The organism is Helicobacter bizzozeronii (assembly GCF_900196775.1).
Classification (GTDB): Bacteria; Campylobacterota; Campylobacteria; order Campylobacterales; family Helicobacteraceae; genus Helicobacter; species Helicobacter bizzozeronii.
Genome location: NZ_FZLB01000062.1, coordinates 1 through 16,556 on the forward strand (window position 1 = coordinate 1; position 16,556 = coordinate 16,556).

Genomic DNA, 16,556 nt, shown 5'->3' on the forward strand with positions numbered 1-16,556 from the left:
GGGGTGGGTGGGGCATTTGAGAGGGAGATATAAAGGTGATTGTTTGTGATTTTGAGTTGGTAGGGGGTGTGTTTGTGAAACTTAATAAAAACTTTTGCTAGGTGTTTGCCATGCTTGCTAATTTTAATCGAAGTGTTATGAGAAAAGGGATAGATTTTGGACGGGACCAAGAGTTGGGCTTTGATCTCTACAAGGTCTTTGGAGGGACTCAAATGGATTGTTTTAAACGCACTTGGGTGGAAATCCTTGTTAAAGCTAATGCGGACACTGCTAGTGCCAAAAGGGACAATTTGGGTGATTTTGAGTGCATGGGCACTTAGACCTAAGCACAGCACAAGACATAGCCAAATAAAGCGCATCAGTCTTGTGTTAATTCTTGCACCAGCTCATGGACACTGATGATTTTATCAATGCGATACCCATTCGCTCCCGTAAAATAGAGCCCCTCAACGCGGTTGCCCAAATAACTACGCCCAAGCCCATCGGCGATACAATAGCCGACCTTTTTAGCCTCCTCGCCCCGATTGCAAGGACTCACGCAATTACTCACACAAGCGATCTTGGGGGCGTTGCCCTCCTTAATGCGTTGCAACACGCCGGTATTAATGGCGCGTGCGGGGTAACCCACCGGGGACTTGACTAGCAAGATGTCCTCTTTTTGCAAAGAGGGTAAAATCTCAGCATAGACCTTAGCATCGCATTCTTTAGTGCCTAGAAATCTAGTCGCCATCTGCACCCCACTAGCCCCTAGACTTAACATGGTGTCGATGTCCTTGCGATCCCAAATGCCCCCAGCGGCGATGATGGGGATATGCCCCCACTCTTTAGAAGCCTCCACAATACCCGGGACTAAGTTTTCTAGCTGGTATTCTTCTTTAAAACAATCCTCGTATTTAAAGCCCTGATGCCCCCCGCTCAAAGGTCCTTCTACAATGATCGCATCGGGGACTCGCTTGTGCCGTGCGCTCCAGCGTTTGCAGATAATATGCAGGGCCTTAATGGAGGAAATAATAGGCACGAGTGCCACATTAGGGAAGTCTTTGGTAAATTCGGGCATGTTGGTGGGCAAGCCCGCCCCAGTGATGATCACATTTGCTCCCGCCTCGCACGCATCACGCACCACCCGCCCGTATTCATTAATGGCGTGCAAGATATTAGCACCTAAGGGTTTAGACCCGCAGATTTTACGGGCGTTTTTGAAAATCTCATGTAAGGCTTGTTTGGAGTAGAAGTTAAGGGCTTCAAAGGGCTTTTTAGAGATGATTTTTTCCACAAAGCGCATGTTTTTATAATAGCCCGTACCCACCGCCGAGATCACGCCCAACACCCCCTCTTTAGCGGCATTGCCGGCTAATTCGTCCCAACTAATCCCCACACCCATACCCCCTTGAAAAATGGGGTATTGGATGGTGTGTTTGCCAATTTTGAGCGGTTTTAGTGTAGAAGCCATGTTTTTACCGCTCAGTTAATGATGGCGCGGATGAATTTGCGCTTACCCACCTGCACCACATAACTTCCTTGAGAAAAATGGTAGTTTTCATCTAAGAGCACTTCTTGATTGATTTTGACACTTTTAGCTTTGATGTCGCGGCGTGCTTGGGAAGTGGAGGGGCTTAAGTTAGCCTGTTTGAGCAATTCTGCAACCCAAATCCCCGCACCAAATTCCATTTGCTCTAAATCGCTGGGGGTTTGCTTTTGGCTAAAAATGCGATCAAATTCGCCCTGAGCGTGTTGGGCTTGCTTGGCTGTGTGCAAGCGGGTCGTGATCTCTAGGGCTAGGTTTTCTTTGATCGCTTTGGGGTGCAATTCCCCTTTTTTTACGCCATTTTTAAGTTGGGCAATCTCTGCACTGCTCTTTGCGCTCAAAAGCTCATAATAACGCCACATCAAATCATCGCTAATGCTCAAAAGTTTAGCATACATGCTCTCTGCTGGTTCTGTGATGCCGATGTAATTGCCTAAACTCTTGCTCATCTTGTGCGTCCCATCTAAACCCTCTAGCAAGGGCATGGTGAGCACGCTTTGTTCCTTGCCCAAACCATAGGCACGCTGTAAAAACCGCCCCACCAAGAGATTAAATTTTTGATCATTGCCCCCCAGCTCAATATCGCAATCTAGAGCGACCGAATCATAGCCTTGCAAGAGCGGATACATGAATTCCACCACGCTAATGGGTTTATTTTCTTTATAGCGTTTCTCAAAATCGTCCCTTTCAAGCATTCTAGCCACTGAAAATTTAGAAGTCAATACAAGCAAGCCATCTGCGCCTAGCGGGCGTAACCACTTTGAATTAAAGCACACATCGGTTAAAGTGGGGTCTAAAATTTTAAACACTTGTTGCTCGTAGGTCTTGGCATTGATCAAGACCTCTTCAAAGCTTAGGGTTTTCCTTGTTTCGCTCTTGCCACTGGGATCGCCAATGGTGGCGGTAAAATCCCCGATCACAAACTGCACCCTTGCCCCATGTCTTTGCAAGGTGGCTAATTTATTCAAAAGCACAGCATGCCCTAAGTGCAAATCCGGGGCTGTGGGGTCAAAACCGGCTTTGGCATAAAAGCGTTGCTTGGTGGTGTAAAAACGCTCCACCAAGCTTTGCAAGTATTCTAGCCCAATGCACTCGCCCATGCCCCTAGTGATGTCAGCCATTGCTTCTTTGATCTGTGCTTGCATGTTTATCCTTTAGGCTTGATAAGCGTCTTTTAAACTTGAAAAGCCCACTAATCTTTCTTGGTATTTGCGTGTAACAATCTCTTTAAAGGTGTTGATCTCTTTGTCATTGTATTCAAACAATATCTCACAATGAGAAGAAAAGCTATCTTTATAGCCTGCATAGTTGATCCCCACGATATTGCAATCATTTTTGGCTAAGAAACCTAGCAACTGGAGCAACCCGCCCTTTTTGTCTTCAAGGTAGAAAATGCCCTTGTAAATCTCTTTGTTCTTTTTGTTCCACTCCACAAAGACCATCGGCAAGCTCAAATCAATATCGATGATCGCCTGCTTACACAACTTATGGTGCACGATGACCTTATGATCTTTGTAATTAGGCATGATCGCCACGATCTCATCACCATGTTTGGGGTGGCAACAATCGTTAAACAAAACCTGCTTGATGGACACATGCGGGTTGGTGTAGACGATAAAATTATCCAAGTAGGACTTTTTAAGCCCGATGTGGGGTGTCCAAAGCCTTAAGACCCGACTAGCCAAACTAAATTGCATCAGGTTTTTCATCAAAAAGCCAAACTGGCGGGGCTCGCGGACTTTACAACTCTTAGAGGGGACTTCCCTCACTTTCTCTTGGATTTCCTCAACTAATTTTTTCAACCCATCAATGCTTTTAGCCGCCTCGCTCAAAGTGCTCTCCACGCCGCATTCTACAAGCTTTTTTTCAAAACTCAAGTAGTTTTTTGATCCCATGTCGGCATTAAAAATCGGGGTTTCAAAAATGGAGCTGAGGATATTGACCATGCTTTTAGAATCGATCTCTTTGAGCTGGTTTTTCCTTTGCAATTTTAAATGGCTCTTGGCGCGGGAGGTTTTGAGCTGGTCGATCCAGATGTGGCGGGGGATGCTTTTCTTGCCCTTGATGATTTTCACCACATCCCCGCTTTTGAGCTCTTGGTTGAGCAAGGCTTTTTTGTTATTCACAAAGGCTTTTTCAGCTTTATCGCCTAGCTCGCTATGCACCATGTAGGCAAAGTCTAGCACAATCGCGCCCACTGGCAGGCTATAGGTGTCCCCTTGTGGGGAAAACACCGTGATGTCCTCGCGGTAAAGATCGCTTTGCACTAGGTCGTAAAACTCCCTAGGGTTATCTTTGGTGTCTTGACCTTGGTATTTGAGGTTATAAAGCCATTTGAGCGAATCAGGTTCTGTGCCCCCTGCCTTGTATTTCCAATGGGCGGAGTTGCCATATTCAGCTGCCATGTGCATCTCAAAGGTGCGGATTTGCACTTCATAAATGCTGGATTCATCAAAAATGGTCGTGTGGATTGTTTGGTAGCCATTTTCTTTGGGCAGGGCGATATAATCTTTAAAACGCGACACGATGGGCTTAAAACGCAGATGCACGATCCCTAAGATTTTATAACAATCTAGGGGATTTTTAAGCAAGATACGCACCGCCATTAAATCCAAAATCTCATCAATGCTCACCGCCCCCTTGCGTTGCATTTTGAGGTAAATGGAGTAGGGGCGCTTAATGCGCGTGGCGATCTGAAAATCCCCTTCTGCAAACCCGGCTTCAAAGAACATTTTTTCTAATTTGCTGGCAAACTGGTTGAGTTTTAAAGATAGGGATTGTTTGTTTTGATCCAAATAAGATCGGATTTTTTGGTATTCTTGGGGGTAGATAAAATAAAAACATTTTTCCTCGAGCTCGTTTTTGATCGAGGACATCCCCAAACGGCTAGCGATGGGCGCATAGACGGCTAGAGTTTCTTTGGAGATGCGGATTTGTTTATCGCGTGAGAGGGCATCTAGAGTGGAGATATTATGCAAGCGATCGCTGATTTTAACCACCAACGCCCGGGGGTCTTTAATGGCACTGAGGAGGATTTTGCGGAAAGTCAAAGCCGAGAGCACAAGGCGGGGGTTTTGGGGGTCAAATGCTAATTCCTCCTTGCGGATTTCGGTGATCTTGGTGAGCGCATCGACTAGATTAGCCACATCTTCGCCAAATTTCTCACGGACTTCTAAGAGTTCGCAAGGCGTGTCCTCCACCACATCGTGCAAGAGAGAGGCGCAGATCATCGCCTCATCGCCCTCACAAAAGGCGACAATGCAAGCCACGCTGATGGGGTGGGTGATGTAGGGAGCACCGCCCTTGCGTTTTTGCCCCGTGTGGTAGTGGGTGGCTAAATCAAGAGCTTGGGCGATCTTAGGCGTGATGGGGGCGATGTTTTTTAAAACACGGATGACCTCGCTAGGAGTAACAACCTCTTTTAAAAGTTCTAAGACCTCAAGCAAACTACCATAGGGGGCATGCTTAGTATCTTCCATCAATGCGATCAAGACTGATTTTTCCCTCAGCAATTTCTAAAATGGCGATGTCTGTCAGTTTGTGAATCTTGGTATCCACGGGGACTAGGGGATGTGCGCCTGCTCCTAGCTGTTTGACCCGTGAAAAAATCAAGTTTGACAGAACATAACGATCGCTATCCACTTTTTCTAAGGCTTTGGCTACAATTTCTTCGGTTCTCAAATATATCCTTTTGGGCTAGTGTGTTCTATTTTACCATAGAAAAAACACCCTGTTGATCCTTAATCACATGCAAAAGATTATTTTTCTTAAACATGTTGCAGACCACAATGGGGAGTTTATTATCTTTGGCTAGAGAGATGGCGGTGTCATCCATCACTTCAATATTGCCAATCAAGGCATCATTATAGCTCAAGGTGTCGATTTTCTTAGCGTCTTCAAATTTATTGGGGTCTTTGTCATAAATCCCATCGACTTTGGTTGCCTTCACAATCAAATCTGCCCCAATCTCAATGGCTCTAAGCGTGGCGGCTGTGTCGGTGGTGAAAAAGGGGTTGCCTGTGCCCGCCCCAAAGATGACGATGCGTTCTTTTTCCAAGTGCCGGATGGCTTTGCGGTAGATGTAGGTTTCACAGACCTCCTTAATTTCAACCGCACTTTGCACCCGCACATCTAGCCCCATGTGCTCTAGGGCTTCTTGCATGGCGACCGCATTAATGACCGTGGCTAACATGCCCATGTAATCCCCGCTGGTGCGCCGGATAATCCCCCCCTTAGCCGCGCTCACGCCCCGAATGATATTCCCCCCACCAATGACAATCCCCACTTCAATCCCATGTTCGACTAATTGTTTGATTTCTTTGGCAATATAGCTTAAAATCTGAATATCAATCCCAAAATGACTCTCACCAGCTAGGGCTTCACCAGAAAATTTAACCAAAACACGCTTCTTTTTATGTTGCTTATTTTGCATGCACTCCCTTAAGGCTCTAGTGAGAAAATCGCTATAAAATGTGCCATTATACTCTAATGATGCTTAAAAGTTATGTTAGCTCCAAGATGAGAGATTGGATTGCTTGCACTGCCATGAGGGCTTGCTCTGGAGTGATGACATAGGGGGGCATTAGGTAGATCGTGTTATTAAGGGGGCGCACAAGCAAGCCTTTTTGCAAGGCTTTTTCAAAAATGGCAAGACTTAAACGCTTAGAGGGGCAATAACCCTCTAACTCAAAGGCAAAGATCATGCCCTGAGCGCGCAGGTTGGTTACCCCTTTTAAGCCCCCCAAATGATCTTGCATACAAGCTTGGATATACAAACTTAGGGTCTTGTTTTTCTCTAAAATCTGCTCTTGTTCTAAGAGATCTAGGGTCGCATTAGCACACGCACAGGCTAGGGCATTGCCTGTATAGCTATGGGAGTGTAAAAAGCTTTTATTTTCTGTGTATGGAGCGTAAAATTTATGATAAATTTCATTTTTGGTGAGCACAACTGCTAGGGGCAAATACCCCCCCGTGATCCCCTTAGAGAGGCATAGAAAATCGGGTTTAGTTTGGCATTGCTGGTAAGCAAATAAAGTCCCCGTGCGCCCAAAACCCACCGCAATTTCATCAAAGATCACATGCACGCCCAAAGCTTGGCACATTTGGCTAGCTTGGCACACAAAGTCCGCACTATAAAAGTGCATCTGCCCGGCACACTGCACCAAGGGTTCTAAAATAAAAGCACTGATATTTTGGTGTTCCTTGTCTAAAATCTTTTCTAGGGCTTGTAGGGCATTGGCAACATCGGCATCATTTTGGGGCACGGGGGTTTGTAGTTGCTGGCAAAATAGCCCCTTGTAGGTGTCTTTATACAGCCCCACGCCCCCCACGCTCAAAGCCCCCAAAGTTTCGCCATGGTAACTATTCTCAAGAGATAAAAACTTGGGTCTGTGTTGCCCCTCTAGCAAGTGGGCATGGTAACTCATTTTAAGGGCGACTTCAATACAAGCAGACCCATTGTCCGCATAAAAGCATTTTTCAAACCCGCTCAATACACAAAGCCGCTCAGAGAGGCGGATAATTTGGGGGTGGGTAAAACCTGCCAACAAAACATGTTCTAAATTTTCTAATTGCTCTTGGAGTTTTTGGTTAATGTAGGGGTGGTTGTGCCCCAAGAGATTCACCCACCAACTGCTGATACCATCAATATAGGCACGCCCATCAAAATCGTAAAGATAGACACCCTCTGCACGCTTGATAGGCACTAAAGGCAGGCTCTCATGGTCATGCATTTGGCTACAAGGATGCCAAATATATTTTAAATCTAGGGCATTCCATTTAGCATTACTCATAAGTGCCTATATCGTCCATTTGGGTTAAAATTAAAGCATGCTTTTAGTCAGTTTGCATTAAAATAGTGCATTTAGGGCAATTTTAGGGCAAAGGATAGGGCTTGATCGCGTGGATGCAAAAGCATAAAAAATACCTTGTGGTTACAATTTGGGTGAGCACGATTGCTTTTGTGGCAGCGGGTATGATTGGCTGGGGGCAGTATAATTTTTCTTTTGCAAGCGGGAATGTGGCTAAGGTCGGGCGTGTTTTGATCACCCAAGAAGAGCTAGACATGGCTTACAAGCAACTTATAGACACCTATAGCCAATCCATCCCCAATTTCAAAGATTTAGATGAAAAGCAAATTAAGGCGATGGGCTTAGAACGCAGCGCGCTCCAAGTGCTCATCAACCAAGCCTTACTGAAAAATCTCGCCCTAGATTTGGGCTTGGGTGTGAGTTCTGATGAGATCATCGCTGAGATCAAAAAGAGTAGCATGTTCCAAAAAGACGGGCATTTTGATGAAGATTTGTATAAAAAAATCCTCCAAGAGAATCACTACCGCCCCAGTGCCTTTGAAGACAATGTCAAAAATGCTTTGATCTTGCAAAAAATTTCTGCCCTCTTCCCCAAAGCCACCACCCCCTTAGAGTTCGACTCGTTCTTATGGGCGTTGCAACTCCAAGACAAGGTGCGTATTAAGATTCTAGAACCCCAAGCGGTGGTTTTAAAAGAAAGCGACCTTAAAAGCTATTACGAACAACACAAAAACACCTACAAGAAACCCCCCAGCTACACTCTTGAGAGTGTGGAGGTTAAGCCTGAGGAGCTGAAAGCGGGTGTTTCTACCCAGCAGTTGCAAGATTATTACCAAAAAAATAAGAGTGCTTATAGCAAGGGGGGCAAGTTAGAGGATTTTGAGCATGTGAAAGACAAGGTGCAACAAGCCTACTTGCTCCACAAAGCCCAAGAGCTCGCCCTAGAAAAGTATTTAGCACTCAAAAAAAACACCCTCAAGCCCAACGCCCAAACTTTGACTAACCTACCCTATTCAGAAGAAATCAACCAAAAAATCCAAGCCTTGCGAGTGGGCGAGGTGCTCAAGCCACAGAGTTATGAGGGCGGGTGGTTGGTGGTGAAATTGCGCACTAAGGATAGCAACCAAATCCAAACTTTTAAGGAGGCTCAAGCTCAGGTGCGCGCTGCTCTGAGTGCGATCCAACAAAAAGAGCAATTAGAGAAAGAAGCCAGCCAGCAGGTTAAAAATTTTCAAGGAGAGGACATCGGCACCATCACCTCAGATTTTCAAGGCAGTATCCATGATTTGAGTCCTGAGCAATCCCAAAAATTGGTGCGCCACATTTTTAACCAACCCTACAAGCAGGGGTATGTGATCTTAGAGGGACCTAAGGCGGTGCTTTATCAAATCTACGCCCAAGATTTTAAACACACCCTCAAGGACACGCATACATTAAAAGAAGCCTTTGGCAATCTCAAGGCGCAATCTTTTGATGGGGTGCTGGTGTCCATGCTAAGGGCACAATATCCGATTACCCTCTATGCTAAGAATCTGCAGGAGTAGGTCTTGAATCCGATCATACTAGGTGTGGATATTGGTTCTAGCAAGATTTGCGCCATCATCGCTGAGATCAAGGACGGCGCACCACAGGTGATCGGAGCGAGTGTGCAAAAATCCGAAGGCGTGCGCAAGGGGAGTATTAGCAATATTAGTCAAGCCGGCGAAATTGTCAAAAAAGCCATTGAAGATGCCAAACGCATGGCGGGTTTAGATTTTGTGGAAAAGGCGATCGTCTCCATTTCGGGGGCTTATACCCAAAGCGTGAATAGTTCGGGGATCATCAATGTGCCCAACAACGAGATCACGCTCAAAGAAATCAACCGCGCGCTGGATACCGCCTTGCACAATGCGGCTATTCCTAGCGGGCATGAAGTGATTCACATTTTGCCCTACCAGTTCAAATTGGATAATCAAGACAATATTGAGGACCCGATGGGTATGAGCGGGTCTAGGCTGGAGGTTTTTACCCACATTGTTACCGTGCAACACAGCAGTTTAGAAAATCTACGGCGCACCATCCAGCTAGCCGGGGTTAAGATTGAAAACATTGTTTTGAGTGCCTATGCGGCTTCTATTGCTACCTTGAGTGAGGATGAGCGCGCTTTGGGGGTGGCATGCATTGATATTGGGGGGAGCACTTGTAATATCATGGTCTATGAGGGCTCTTCGATGCGCTTTAATAGCTATGTCCCGGTGGGCTCGGAGCACATCAGAGATGATTTGGCCATTGGGCTGCACACGCCCCTAGGGGCTGCTGAGTATGTCAAACGCGAATATGGTAATTTGATGGCTGAGGAGAGCGATCAAGAGATCGAAGTGCCCGCTGTGGGGGCAGAAAACAAAAAAAACCGCTTTTCGCTAAAATTTGTCCATGAGATCATCAACACCCGTGTTTTAGAGGTGTTTAACTTGCTTAATAACGCCCTCATCAGCAGCAAGCTTAAAGATAGCTTGGGGCGGGGCGTGGTTTTGACCGGGGGCATGACTCACATGGAGGGCATTAGGCATGTGGCTTCGGCGATCTTTGGGAATGTCCCGGTGCGCATTGCCAAGCCCATCGAGGTGAGTGGTTTATTTGAGGAGCTCAAAGACCCCACAAGTTCGGTAGCAATCGGCTTGATCTTATATGGAGCTGGGGGGCATACCAACTATGAAAAAGACTCGGAAAAAACAATCCGCTACAAAGAGATCAAGCAGAACGCCCAGCCCGCTTTTACCTACACGCCTGAACGCAACTATATCGAAACCGATTTGACAAATTTAAAACATACGGGGGAGACAAACAAGGAGATAAAGGAGCGGAAAAAAGATATAATGTATCCCTATGAAACGCCTAAAGAGGCAGGATTTTTCCAACGGATCAGAGAATGGGGCTCTAAGTTATTTTGAAGAAGGGTTGTGGCGATGTTGAATGAAATGGAGATAGGCGTAGAGGAAATCTTTGAGACCAATGGGGCAAAGATTGTTGTGATCGGTGTGGGCGGGGGTGGATCGAATATGATCGCCCATTTAATAGCAACGGGCACTTATAAGGACATCATGTTGATTGTAGCCAACACAGATGGGCAGGCTCTCAAATCCTCTACAGCTAAGAATAAAATCCGCTTAGGCGAAAAGATCACCGGGGGTAGGGGTGCTGGCATGAAACCAGAGGTGGGCAAACAAGCCGCTCAAGAGTGCGTGGAAGTGATCAAAAACATGGTAACTGGTGCAGACATTGTCTTTATCTCAGCGGGCTTGGGTGGGGGCACGGGCACGGGTGCAGCCCCTGTGATCGCCCAAATTGCTAAGGATTCGGGTGCGCTCACGGTTTCTGTGGTGACCAAACCTTTTAGCTTTGAGGGCAGAAAACGCGCCCGCATTGCTGAAGAGGGCTTAAAAGAACTCAAGGCGGTGAGCGACTCGATTGTGGTGATCCCCAATGAAAAGCTCATTGGCTTTATTGACAAGAACGCTGGGATCAAAGAGAGTTTTAAAGAGGTAGATAATATCCTAGCTAAGGCGGTTAATGGCATCTCGAGCATGATTATCAACTATGGGGAAAATGATATTAATGTGGATTTTGCAGACCTTAAAACGGTGATGAATCACCGCGGGTTGGCTTTGATGGGTATAGGTGAGGCTACGGGGGTGAATGCTGCCACTGTGGCGGTGGAAAATGCCATCGCCTCCCCCTTGTTTGACAATGTTTCCATCAATGGCGCAATGGGGGTGTTGATTAATTTTGAATGCCATCCAGATTACCCGCTTTTAGAGATCACCAACTCGGTTAGCATTGTGGAGTCGATGGCGGATGAGGATGCCGATATTATCTTTGGGAAATGCACCTCCACCAACACGCCCACCGATCATGTCAAGGTAACCATTGTGGCGACTGGCTTTGAAAAACCCATTGAAAATAAAGATGAAGGGGAGTCTAAGCCCTCCTTTAGCCTCTCTAAGAGCGCCTTAGAGAATTTGAAAATAGCCAGCAATGGGGAAACCTTTAATGGCGTGGATTTGGACAAACCCACCTTTTTACGCAACCAAAAAGACTAATAAAACTCCAGCATGCGGGCTTTATAGCCGGCAAACTCTCCCTTTAAAATCGCCTCCCTAGCCCCCCACACCAACTCCAAATAAAAATGCAAGTTATGTAGGCTGGCTAACCTAAAGTAGAGCAACTCCCTAGCTTTAAAGAGATGGTGCAAGTAAGCCTTAGAATAGTGTTGGCAAGTGTAACAAGAACAATTTTTATCCAAAGGCTCTGGGCTCTCTTTATGCGCTTGTGCTTTAATGGAGAGTTTGCCATAACGGGTAAAAAGCGTGCCATTGCGTGCATTGCGTGTGGGCATCACGCAATCAAACATATCTATGCCCCGCTCAATGGCTTCTAATAAATCTTGGGGCGTGCCCACACCCATTAAATAGCGGGGCTTGTGGGGGGGCAAAAACTCTGTGGTGTGCTCAATGATCGCATACATCTCTTGGGCACTCTCGCCCACAGCCAACCCCCCTATGGCATACCCATCAAAATCCAAAGCGCATAAATCCAACGCACTGATTTTGCGCAATTCATGGCTAACCCCCCCCTGCACAATGGCAAAAATATAATTTGTCGCCCTTGCATGGGCTTTGTGGTGCTCCAAGCTCTCTTTAGCCCATTGTGTGGTTTTTTGCACCGCTAATTTTAAGCGTTCAAAGGGGGCGGGCAAGCCCACCAAATCATCTAGCACCATGCAAATATCGCTATTAAGGGCGTATTGGGTGTCTAGGACTTTAGAGGGGGTGAAAAGGTGGGTGCTCCCATCAATGTGGGATTTAAAAACAATGCCCTGAGGGTGCTCTTTGGTGTGTGTGTGTAACGAAAACGCTTGAAAACCCCCACTATCGGTTAAAAAATTGCCTTGAAAACCACTAAAACCATGCAGCCCGCCCAGATTTTGAATGATACTGGCTCCGGGTCGCAAATATAAATGGTAGGTGTTGCCTAAAATGATCGGGGCTTTTAAATGCGTTTGCAAATCTAGCGCATCTAGGCTTTTCACGCTGGCTTGCGTGCCTACGGGCATAAAAATAGGGGTGGGCACAATGCCATGCGCTAGTTTCAAAGTGCCCGCGCGTGCATGCCCCTCTTGCCCCTCTAAGCAAAAATCCATTAGATCACCTTTTTTACTATATAATAAAAGCTAGAGATCATAGCATGGAAAAGGCATGAAGAAGGTTGCGTTGATTTTAGAGGGCAAGGTGGCTAAGAAGTTTATGGAAGTGGTGGTTTCCAAGTATTTTAGCAATAACTTTTATTTGGTGATCACTAAAGATCAAACTTGCTTACCTGCTAGTCTGCCCAGCACCTTTGAAGTGCATTTTTTTGATCCCACCTCAGCCTACAAGCTTTACCCCTTTTTAGATGCCAATGTTAATGATATTTTTATCATCATGGAAGATGCCAAAGAACAGCGTGCGCTCTATGAGATCATCCGCAACAAAACCAAAGAAATCCGCATGATTTTGAGTTTGGAGGATACCAGCGCATTTAAGGACATCAAGGACGATCGCCTCTTATTGATCGATCGCACCCAGTTTATCGCCCAAAAATTCATCGCCAAATTGCCCAATGTCCCCAGTGTCCCGCAAGGCTTCGGGCTAGAACAAGGCGAGGTGATGGAAATTGGCGTGCCCTTTGGGAGTGTCTTTGCTTACCGACACTTGGGATCACTGCGCCAAAAAGATTATAAGATCGTGGGGGTTTATCGCAAAAACGAGTTCCATCTTAGCCATTCCTCCATGGTGATTCAACCCCGCGATCAGCTCTTGGTCGTGGGCAATCCCGACGCGCTCAATAGTTTGTATTTGCAGGTTAAAAGCAATGTGGGGCAATTCCCCGTGCCCTTTGGGCGGGACATTTATTTGTATGTGGATATGGGCTTGCAAGACACGCACGCCCTCATGCGCGACATCGATCAAGCCCTCATCTTGCATGAAAAGCTCAAGAGCACCATGCTCTACATCCAAGTGCTCAACCCCACAGATGGGCATGTCATGCAAGAAATCCGCAATGTGGAATGCCAAGATACCCGTGTTATCGTGGATTTTCAGGGCATGCATTTTATTGACAAATTACAAACCGATAGCCAAAAAAAGATTGGTTTGGCTGTAGTGGGTAAAGAAATTTTTGAACACCACCACAACCGCCGTGTGCTCTTTGAGATCGCCACGCCGGTTTTTAAAACCAATGCCAAGGGGCTTAGGGGCATTGAAAAGGGCATGGTGGTCTTAAACGAAGATATGGAAGAAAATGAGGACATCTCATCGGTGATGTTTGATGTGTGCGGGCAGATGAATTTAGACATGCTCTTATATGATTTTGACCCTGACAAACGCTACAAAACCGAAGTGATTAAAAATTACGAGCACCTCTCCCACATTTATAGCCGTAAAATCAAGGTGATCCGCACGCATATAAAAAATCCTGTTTTATTCTTGCGCAAACTAGAAACCCCCGTTTTGCAATTTTTACCCTTTGAGTCGTGTATCCCCCAGCTCCGCCCCTTTTGGATGTTTTCTACCAAAGTGGAGCAAATTGCTTTTTTAAGCGATGCGCACCCCCAAATGTTTATCCCGGTGGCAGAATGATGTTAGTTAATACCCTTAATTATCCTATTTATATTGGTGCTCTGCCCCCAATTAGTCATACGGGTAAAGTTTTGGTGGTGAGTGATAGTGTAGTTGCCCCCTTGTATTTAGACAAATTCCTAGAAAAAATCAATGCCCCCCAAGTTTTTAGCCATGTGATCCCTGCTGGCGAGGCGCATAAAAACCAAGCCACCCTAGAGGGCGTTTTAGAGTCCGCCTTTGAGGCTAATTTGAGCCGTGCTGATTGCATGGTGGCTTTGGGTGGGGGCGTGGTGAGCGATTTAACAGGCTTTGCCAGTGCCATTTATAAAAGGGGCATTGGCTTTGAAATTGTCCCCACCACGCTTTTAGCCCAAGTGGATGCCAGTATTGGGGGCAAGACGGGCATTAATAACGCCTATGGCAAAAATTTAATCGGGGCATTCCACCCCCCAAAAGCGGTCTATATTGACCCTAGTTTTTTACAAACTCTGCCTAAAAGGGAGTTTAAAGCGGGCATTGCTGAGATGATTAAAAAGGCGGTCTGCTTTGATCTAGATTATTTTGAGTGGCTCAAAACCCACCCCCTAGAGCAACACCTAGAGTCAGGCATTGCTAAAAGTGTGGCGATCAAGGCACAAGTGGTCGCCCAAGATGAAAAAGAGGCGCATTTGCGTATGGGGCTCAATTACGGGCACACTTTCGGGCATGCCATTGAAAAGGAGCAGAATTATCAAGGCTTTTTGCATGGCGAGGCGGTGGCGGTGGGGATGCAAATGGCAAATGCCCTAGCGGTCAAATTAGGGCTACTTGATAAACGCACAAGCGAGCAAATTAACGCTCTGTTAGAGTTTTATCACCTCAACTTTAGCTACCAAGTGCCCGATATAGAGGCTTTCTACCAAGATTTATGCATGGATAAAAAAAATGTGGATCGCCCTAGATTTGTGTTGCCTACAAAGATCGGGGGCTTTCAACTCATAGAGGACACCCCACAAGACATCGTTACGGAGGTTTTAAAAGCATGGAGTTAGTGTTAAGGGCACTTTTAGTTATGGGGATTTTTTTAGGCATGCTGGGGGCAGAAAATACGCCAGACTTGCAAACCAAACTCTCTCATCTCCAACACCAGCTAGAAACTAGCGATAATATTTGGCTCAAAAAGTTTAAGAATTTTGAGAGTTATGGCAGGATTTCTGTCGAGATTCAAAAAATCCAAGAGAGATTAAAAAAACTCCAAGAACAAAAGGGCGACCCCTTAGAGATCAATGCGCTTAAACATAGCCTCCAAGCCCTCCAGCACCAAGAGAAACTTTTAGACCTCTATAAAACCCACCCCTTTAAAGACTTGGTTGAAAAGCCCGCCATCACCAACATGCCCAATGTCACTAGCCCTCTTGGAATCATCGGGGCGCTCTCTTTTATCAAGTCCTTAAAGATCAAATACACCACCATGCAGGGGCATCAAAAGAGTTTGCACCAAGTGCTAGACTTGCTTACCCAAGAATTAGAGATTCTCAAGGAATTACAAGCCTTGCAACCCAAAAAATGGGCGACTCCTCTCTACCAAGAACAAATCAAGATCATTGAGTTTTCAAACGCCCAAAGTCTTTTGAAAGCCAGCCTAGACACTTATGCTAAAGACATCCAAGAAGCCGATCAAAGTATCAAAGACCAGATCAAAGACCAGCTTTTCAAACTTTTATATGTCTTGTTGGTGGTGTTGTGTAGCGTGTTGTTGGCTTGGGGACTTAAAAAACTTAGCCACAAGTATTTATACGATGATGAACGATCGTATAGTATTAATAAGGCGATTAACTTCATCAATGCCAATGTGATCGTCTTAATCTTCTTGTTTTCCTACCTAGAAAATGTCTCCTATCTTGTTACAGCGATCGGGTTTATGGGTGCAGGTTTTGCCATTGCCATGCGGGATTTATTCATGAGTGTTTTAGGCTGGATGACCTTGATTTTAAGGGGCAATTTGCATGTGGGCGATCGCGTACAAGTCTCTAAAGATGGGAATACCTATGTGGGCGATGTGCTGGATATTTCCATGCTTTACACCACCATTTTTGAAGATGTTACGATAACGACCTACATCAAAAACAACGGGCGTGCGGGGCGGATTATTTTTGTACCCAATAATTACATCTTCACCGGGCTTTTGTCTAATTGTAGCCATTTGGGGAGCAAAACCATTTGGGATAGCCTAGAGTTTTTTTTAACCTTTGATTCTAACCACCAAAAGGCTATTGAAATCGCCACGCAGATTGCCACCACCAACGCCCAATCCTATAGCCAAATGGCACAAGCCCAATTTAGCAAAATGCGCACCAAATACGCCTTCCGCAATGTGGATGCTAGCCCCAAAGTCTTTATCATGCCTGAGAAAGACGGGATGCGTTTGTTTATCTCTTATCTTGCCGATGCTTACAATGCCTTGCCTTTGCGCTCGGCTATCTCCTTGCAAATCTTGCAAGCCTTTTTAAAATCCAAAGACATTTTTGTGAGTGCTAGCCTCAAGCCCAAAATCGAGGAAGACCCCGAACCCAAAGAGCCTAGCCCAGAGCCCCCAGCCTCCCC

General features: G+C 45.9%; 13 protein-coding genes and 1 pseudogene. 6 read left to right on the forward strand and 8 right to left on the reverse strand.

Annotation, left to right across the window (positions count from 1 at the left end):
* The 7 genes and pseudogenes from C5684_RS09590 to C5684_RS07285 all read right to left on the reverse strand — a co-directional run.
* Window positions 1-359: pseudogene (locus C5684_RS09590) on the reverse strand (N-acetylmuramoyl-L-alanine amidase family protein); the annotation flags it as partial.
* A complete protein-coding gene (locus C5684_RS07260; RefSeq protein ID WP_104629347.1) occupies window positions 359-1,450 on the reverse strand; it encodes a nitronate monooxygenase in 1,092 nt (363 codons plus the stop codon). The gene C5684_RS07260 and the pseudogene C5684_RS09590, both read right to left, overlap by 1 nt.
* A gap of 11 nt (window positions 1,451-1,461) precedes the next feature.
* Window positions 1,462-2,670, reverse strand: a complete 1,209-nt coding sequence (tyrS, locus tag C5684_RS07265) for a tyrosine--tRNA ligase (protein ID WP_013890063.1) — start codon at window positions 2,668-2,670, stop codon at window positions 1,462-1,464.
* 9 nt (window positions 2,671-2,679) lie between these two features.
* Complete coding sequence (locus C5684_RS07270) at window positions 2,680-5,004, reverse strand: RelA/SpoT family protein (protein ID WP_193365374.1); 2,325 nt, start codon at window positions 5,002-5,004, stop codon at window positions 2,680-2,682.
* Entirely contained in the window at window positions 4,991-5,206 is a 216-nt protein-coding gene (locus tag C5684_RS07275) for a DNA-directed RNA polymerase subunit omega (protein ID WP_013890065.1), read from the reverse strand. Before C5684_RS07275 ends, C5684_RS07270 begins: the two co-directional genes overlap by 14 nt.
* Before the next feature lie 25 nt (window positions 5,207-5,231).
* Window positions 5,232-5,957, reverse strand: coding sequence for a UMP kinase (gene pyrH / locus C5684_RS07280; protein ID WP_006017111.1), 726 nt, complete (start codon window positions 5,955-5,957; stop codon window positions 5,232-5,234).
* A 70-nt stretch (window positions 5,958-6,027) separates the two neighbouring features.
* Window positions 6,028-7,317, reverse strand: a complete 1,290-nt coding sequence (locus C5684_RS07285) for an adenosylmethionine--8-amino-7-oxononanoate transaminase (RefSeq protein ID WP_104639886.1) — start codon at window positions 7,315-7,317, stop codon at window positions 6,028-6,030.
* A 101-nt stretch (window positions 7,318-7,418) separates the two neighbouring features.
* Between C5684_RS07285 and C5684_RS07290 the strand changes: the two genes are divergently transcribed.
* The 3 genes from C5684_RS07290 to ftsZ are packed head-to-tail and all read left to right on the forward strand — an operon-like array spanning window position 7,419 to window position 11,414.
* Window positions 7,419-8,879 carry a peptidylprolyl isomerase gene (locus C5684_RS07290; protein ID WP_104639887.1) on the forward strand — a complete coding sequence of 487 codons (1,461 nt, stop codon included), beginning with the start codon at window positions 7,419-7,421 and terminating at the stop codon, window positions 8,877-8,879.
* 3 nt (window positions 8,880-8,882) lie between these two features.
* Entirely contained in the window at window positions 8,883-10,265 is a 1,383-nt protein-coding gene (gene ftsA, locus C5684_RS07295) for a cell division protein FtsA (RefSeq protein WP_104639888.1), read from the forward strand.
* Window positions 10,266-10,280: 15 nt separating this feature from the next.
* The gene (ftsZ, locus tag C5684_RS07300; RefSeq protein WP_104639889.1) at window positions 10,281-11,414 is read left to right on the forward strand and encodes a cell division protein FtsZ; all 1,134 of its coding nucleotides are present in this window, start codon (window positions 10,281-10,283) and stop codon (window positions 11,412-11,414) included.
* On the opposite strand, the gene tgt is transcribed toward ftsZ, so the two are convergent.
* Complete coding sequence (gene tgt, locus C5684_RS07305) at window positions 11,411-12,514, reverse strand: tRNA guanosine(34) transglycosylase Tgt (RefSeq protein ID WP_104639890.1); 1,104 nt, start codon at window positions 12,512-12,514, stop codon at window positions 11,411-11,413. The two genes, ftsZ and tgt, sit on opposite strands and share 4 nt — an antisense overlap.
* Window positions 12,515-12,569: 55 nt before the next feature.
* Here tgt and C5684_RS07310 point away from each other — a divergent pair, with 55 nt between their 5' ends.
* The 3 genes from C5684_RS07310 to C5684_RS07320 form a co-directional block, all read left to right on the forward strand.
* The gene (locus tag C5684_RS07310) at window positions 12,570-13,991 is read left to right on the forward strand and encodes a COG3400 family protein (protein WP_104639891.1); all 1,422 of its coding nucleotides are present in this window, start codon (window positions 12,570-12,572) and stop codon (window positions 13,989-13,991) included.
* Window positions 13,991-15,004, forward strand: coding sequence for a 3-dehydroquinate synthase (gene aroB / locus C5684_RS07315; protein WP_104639892.1), 1,014 nt, complete (start codon window positions 13,991-13,993; stop codon window positions 15,002-15,004). Before C5684_RS07310 ends, aroB begins: the two co-directional genes overlap by 1 nt.
* A partial coding sequence (locus C5684_RS07320) for a mechanosensitive ion channel family protein (RefSeq protein WP_233708702.1) occupies window positions 14,995-16,556 on the forward strand: 1,562 nt, incomplete at its 3' end. The genes aroB and C5684_RS07320, both read left to right, overlap by 10 nt.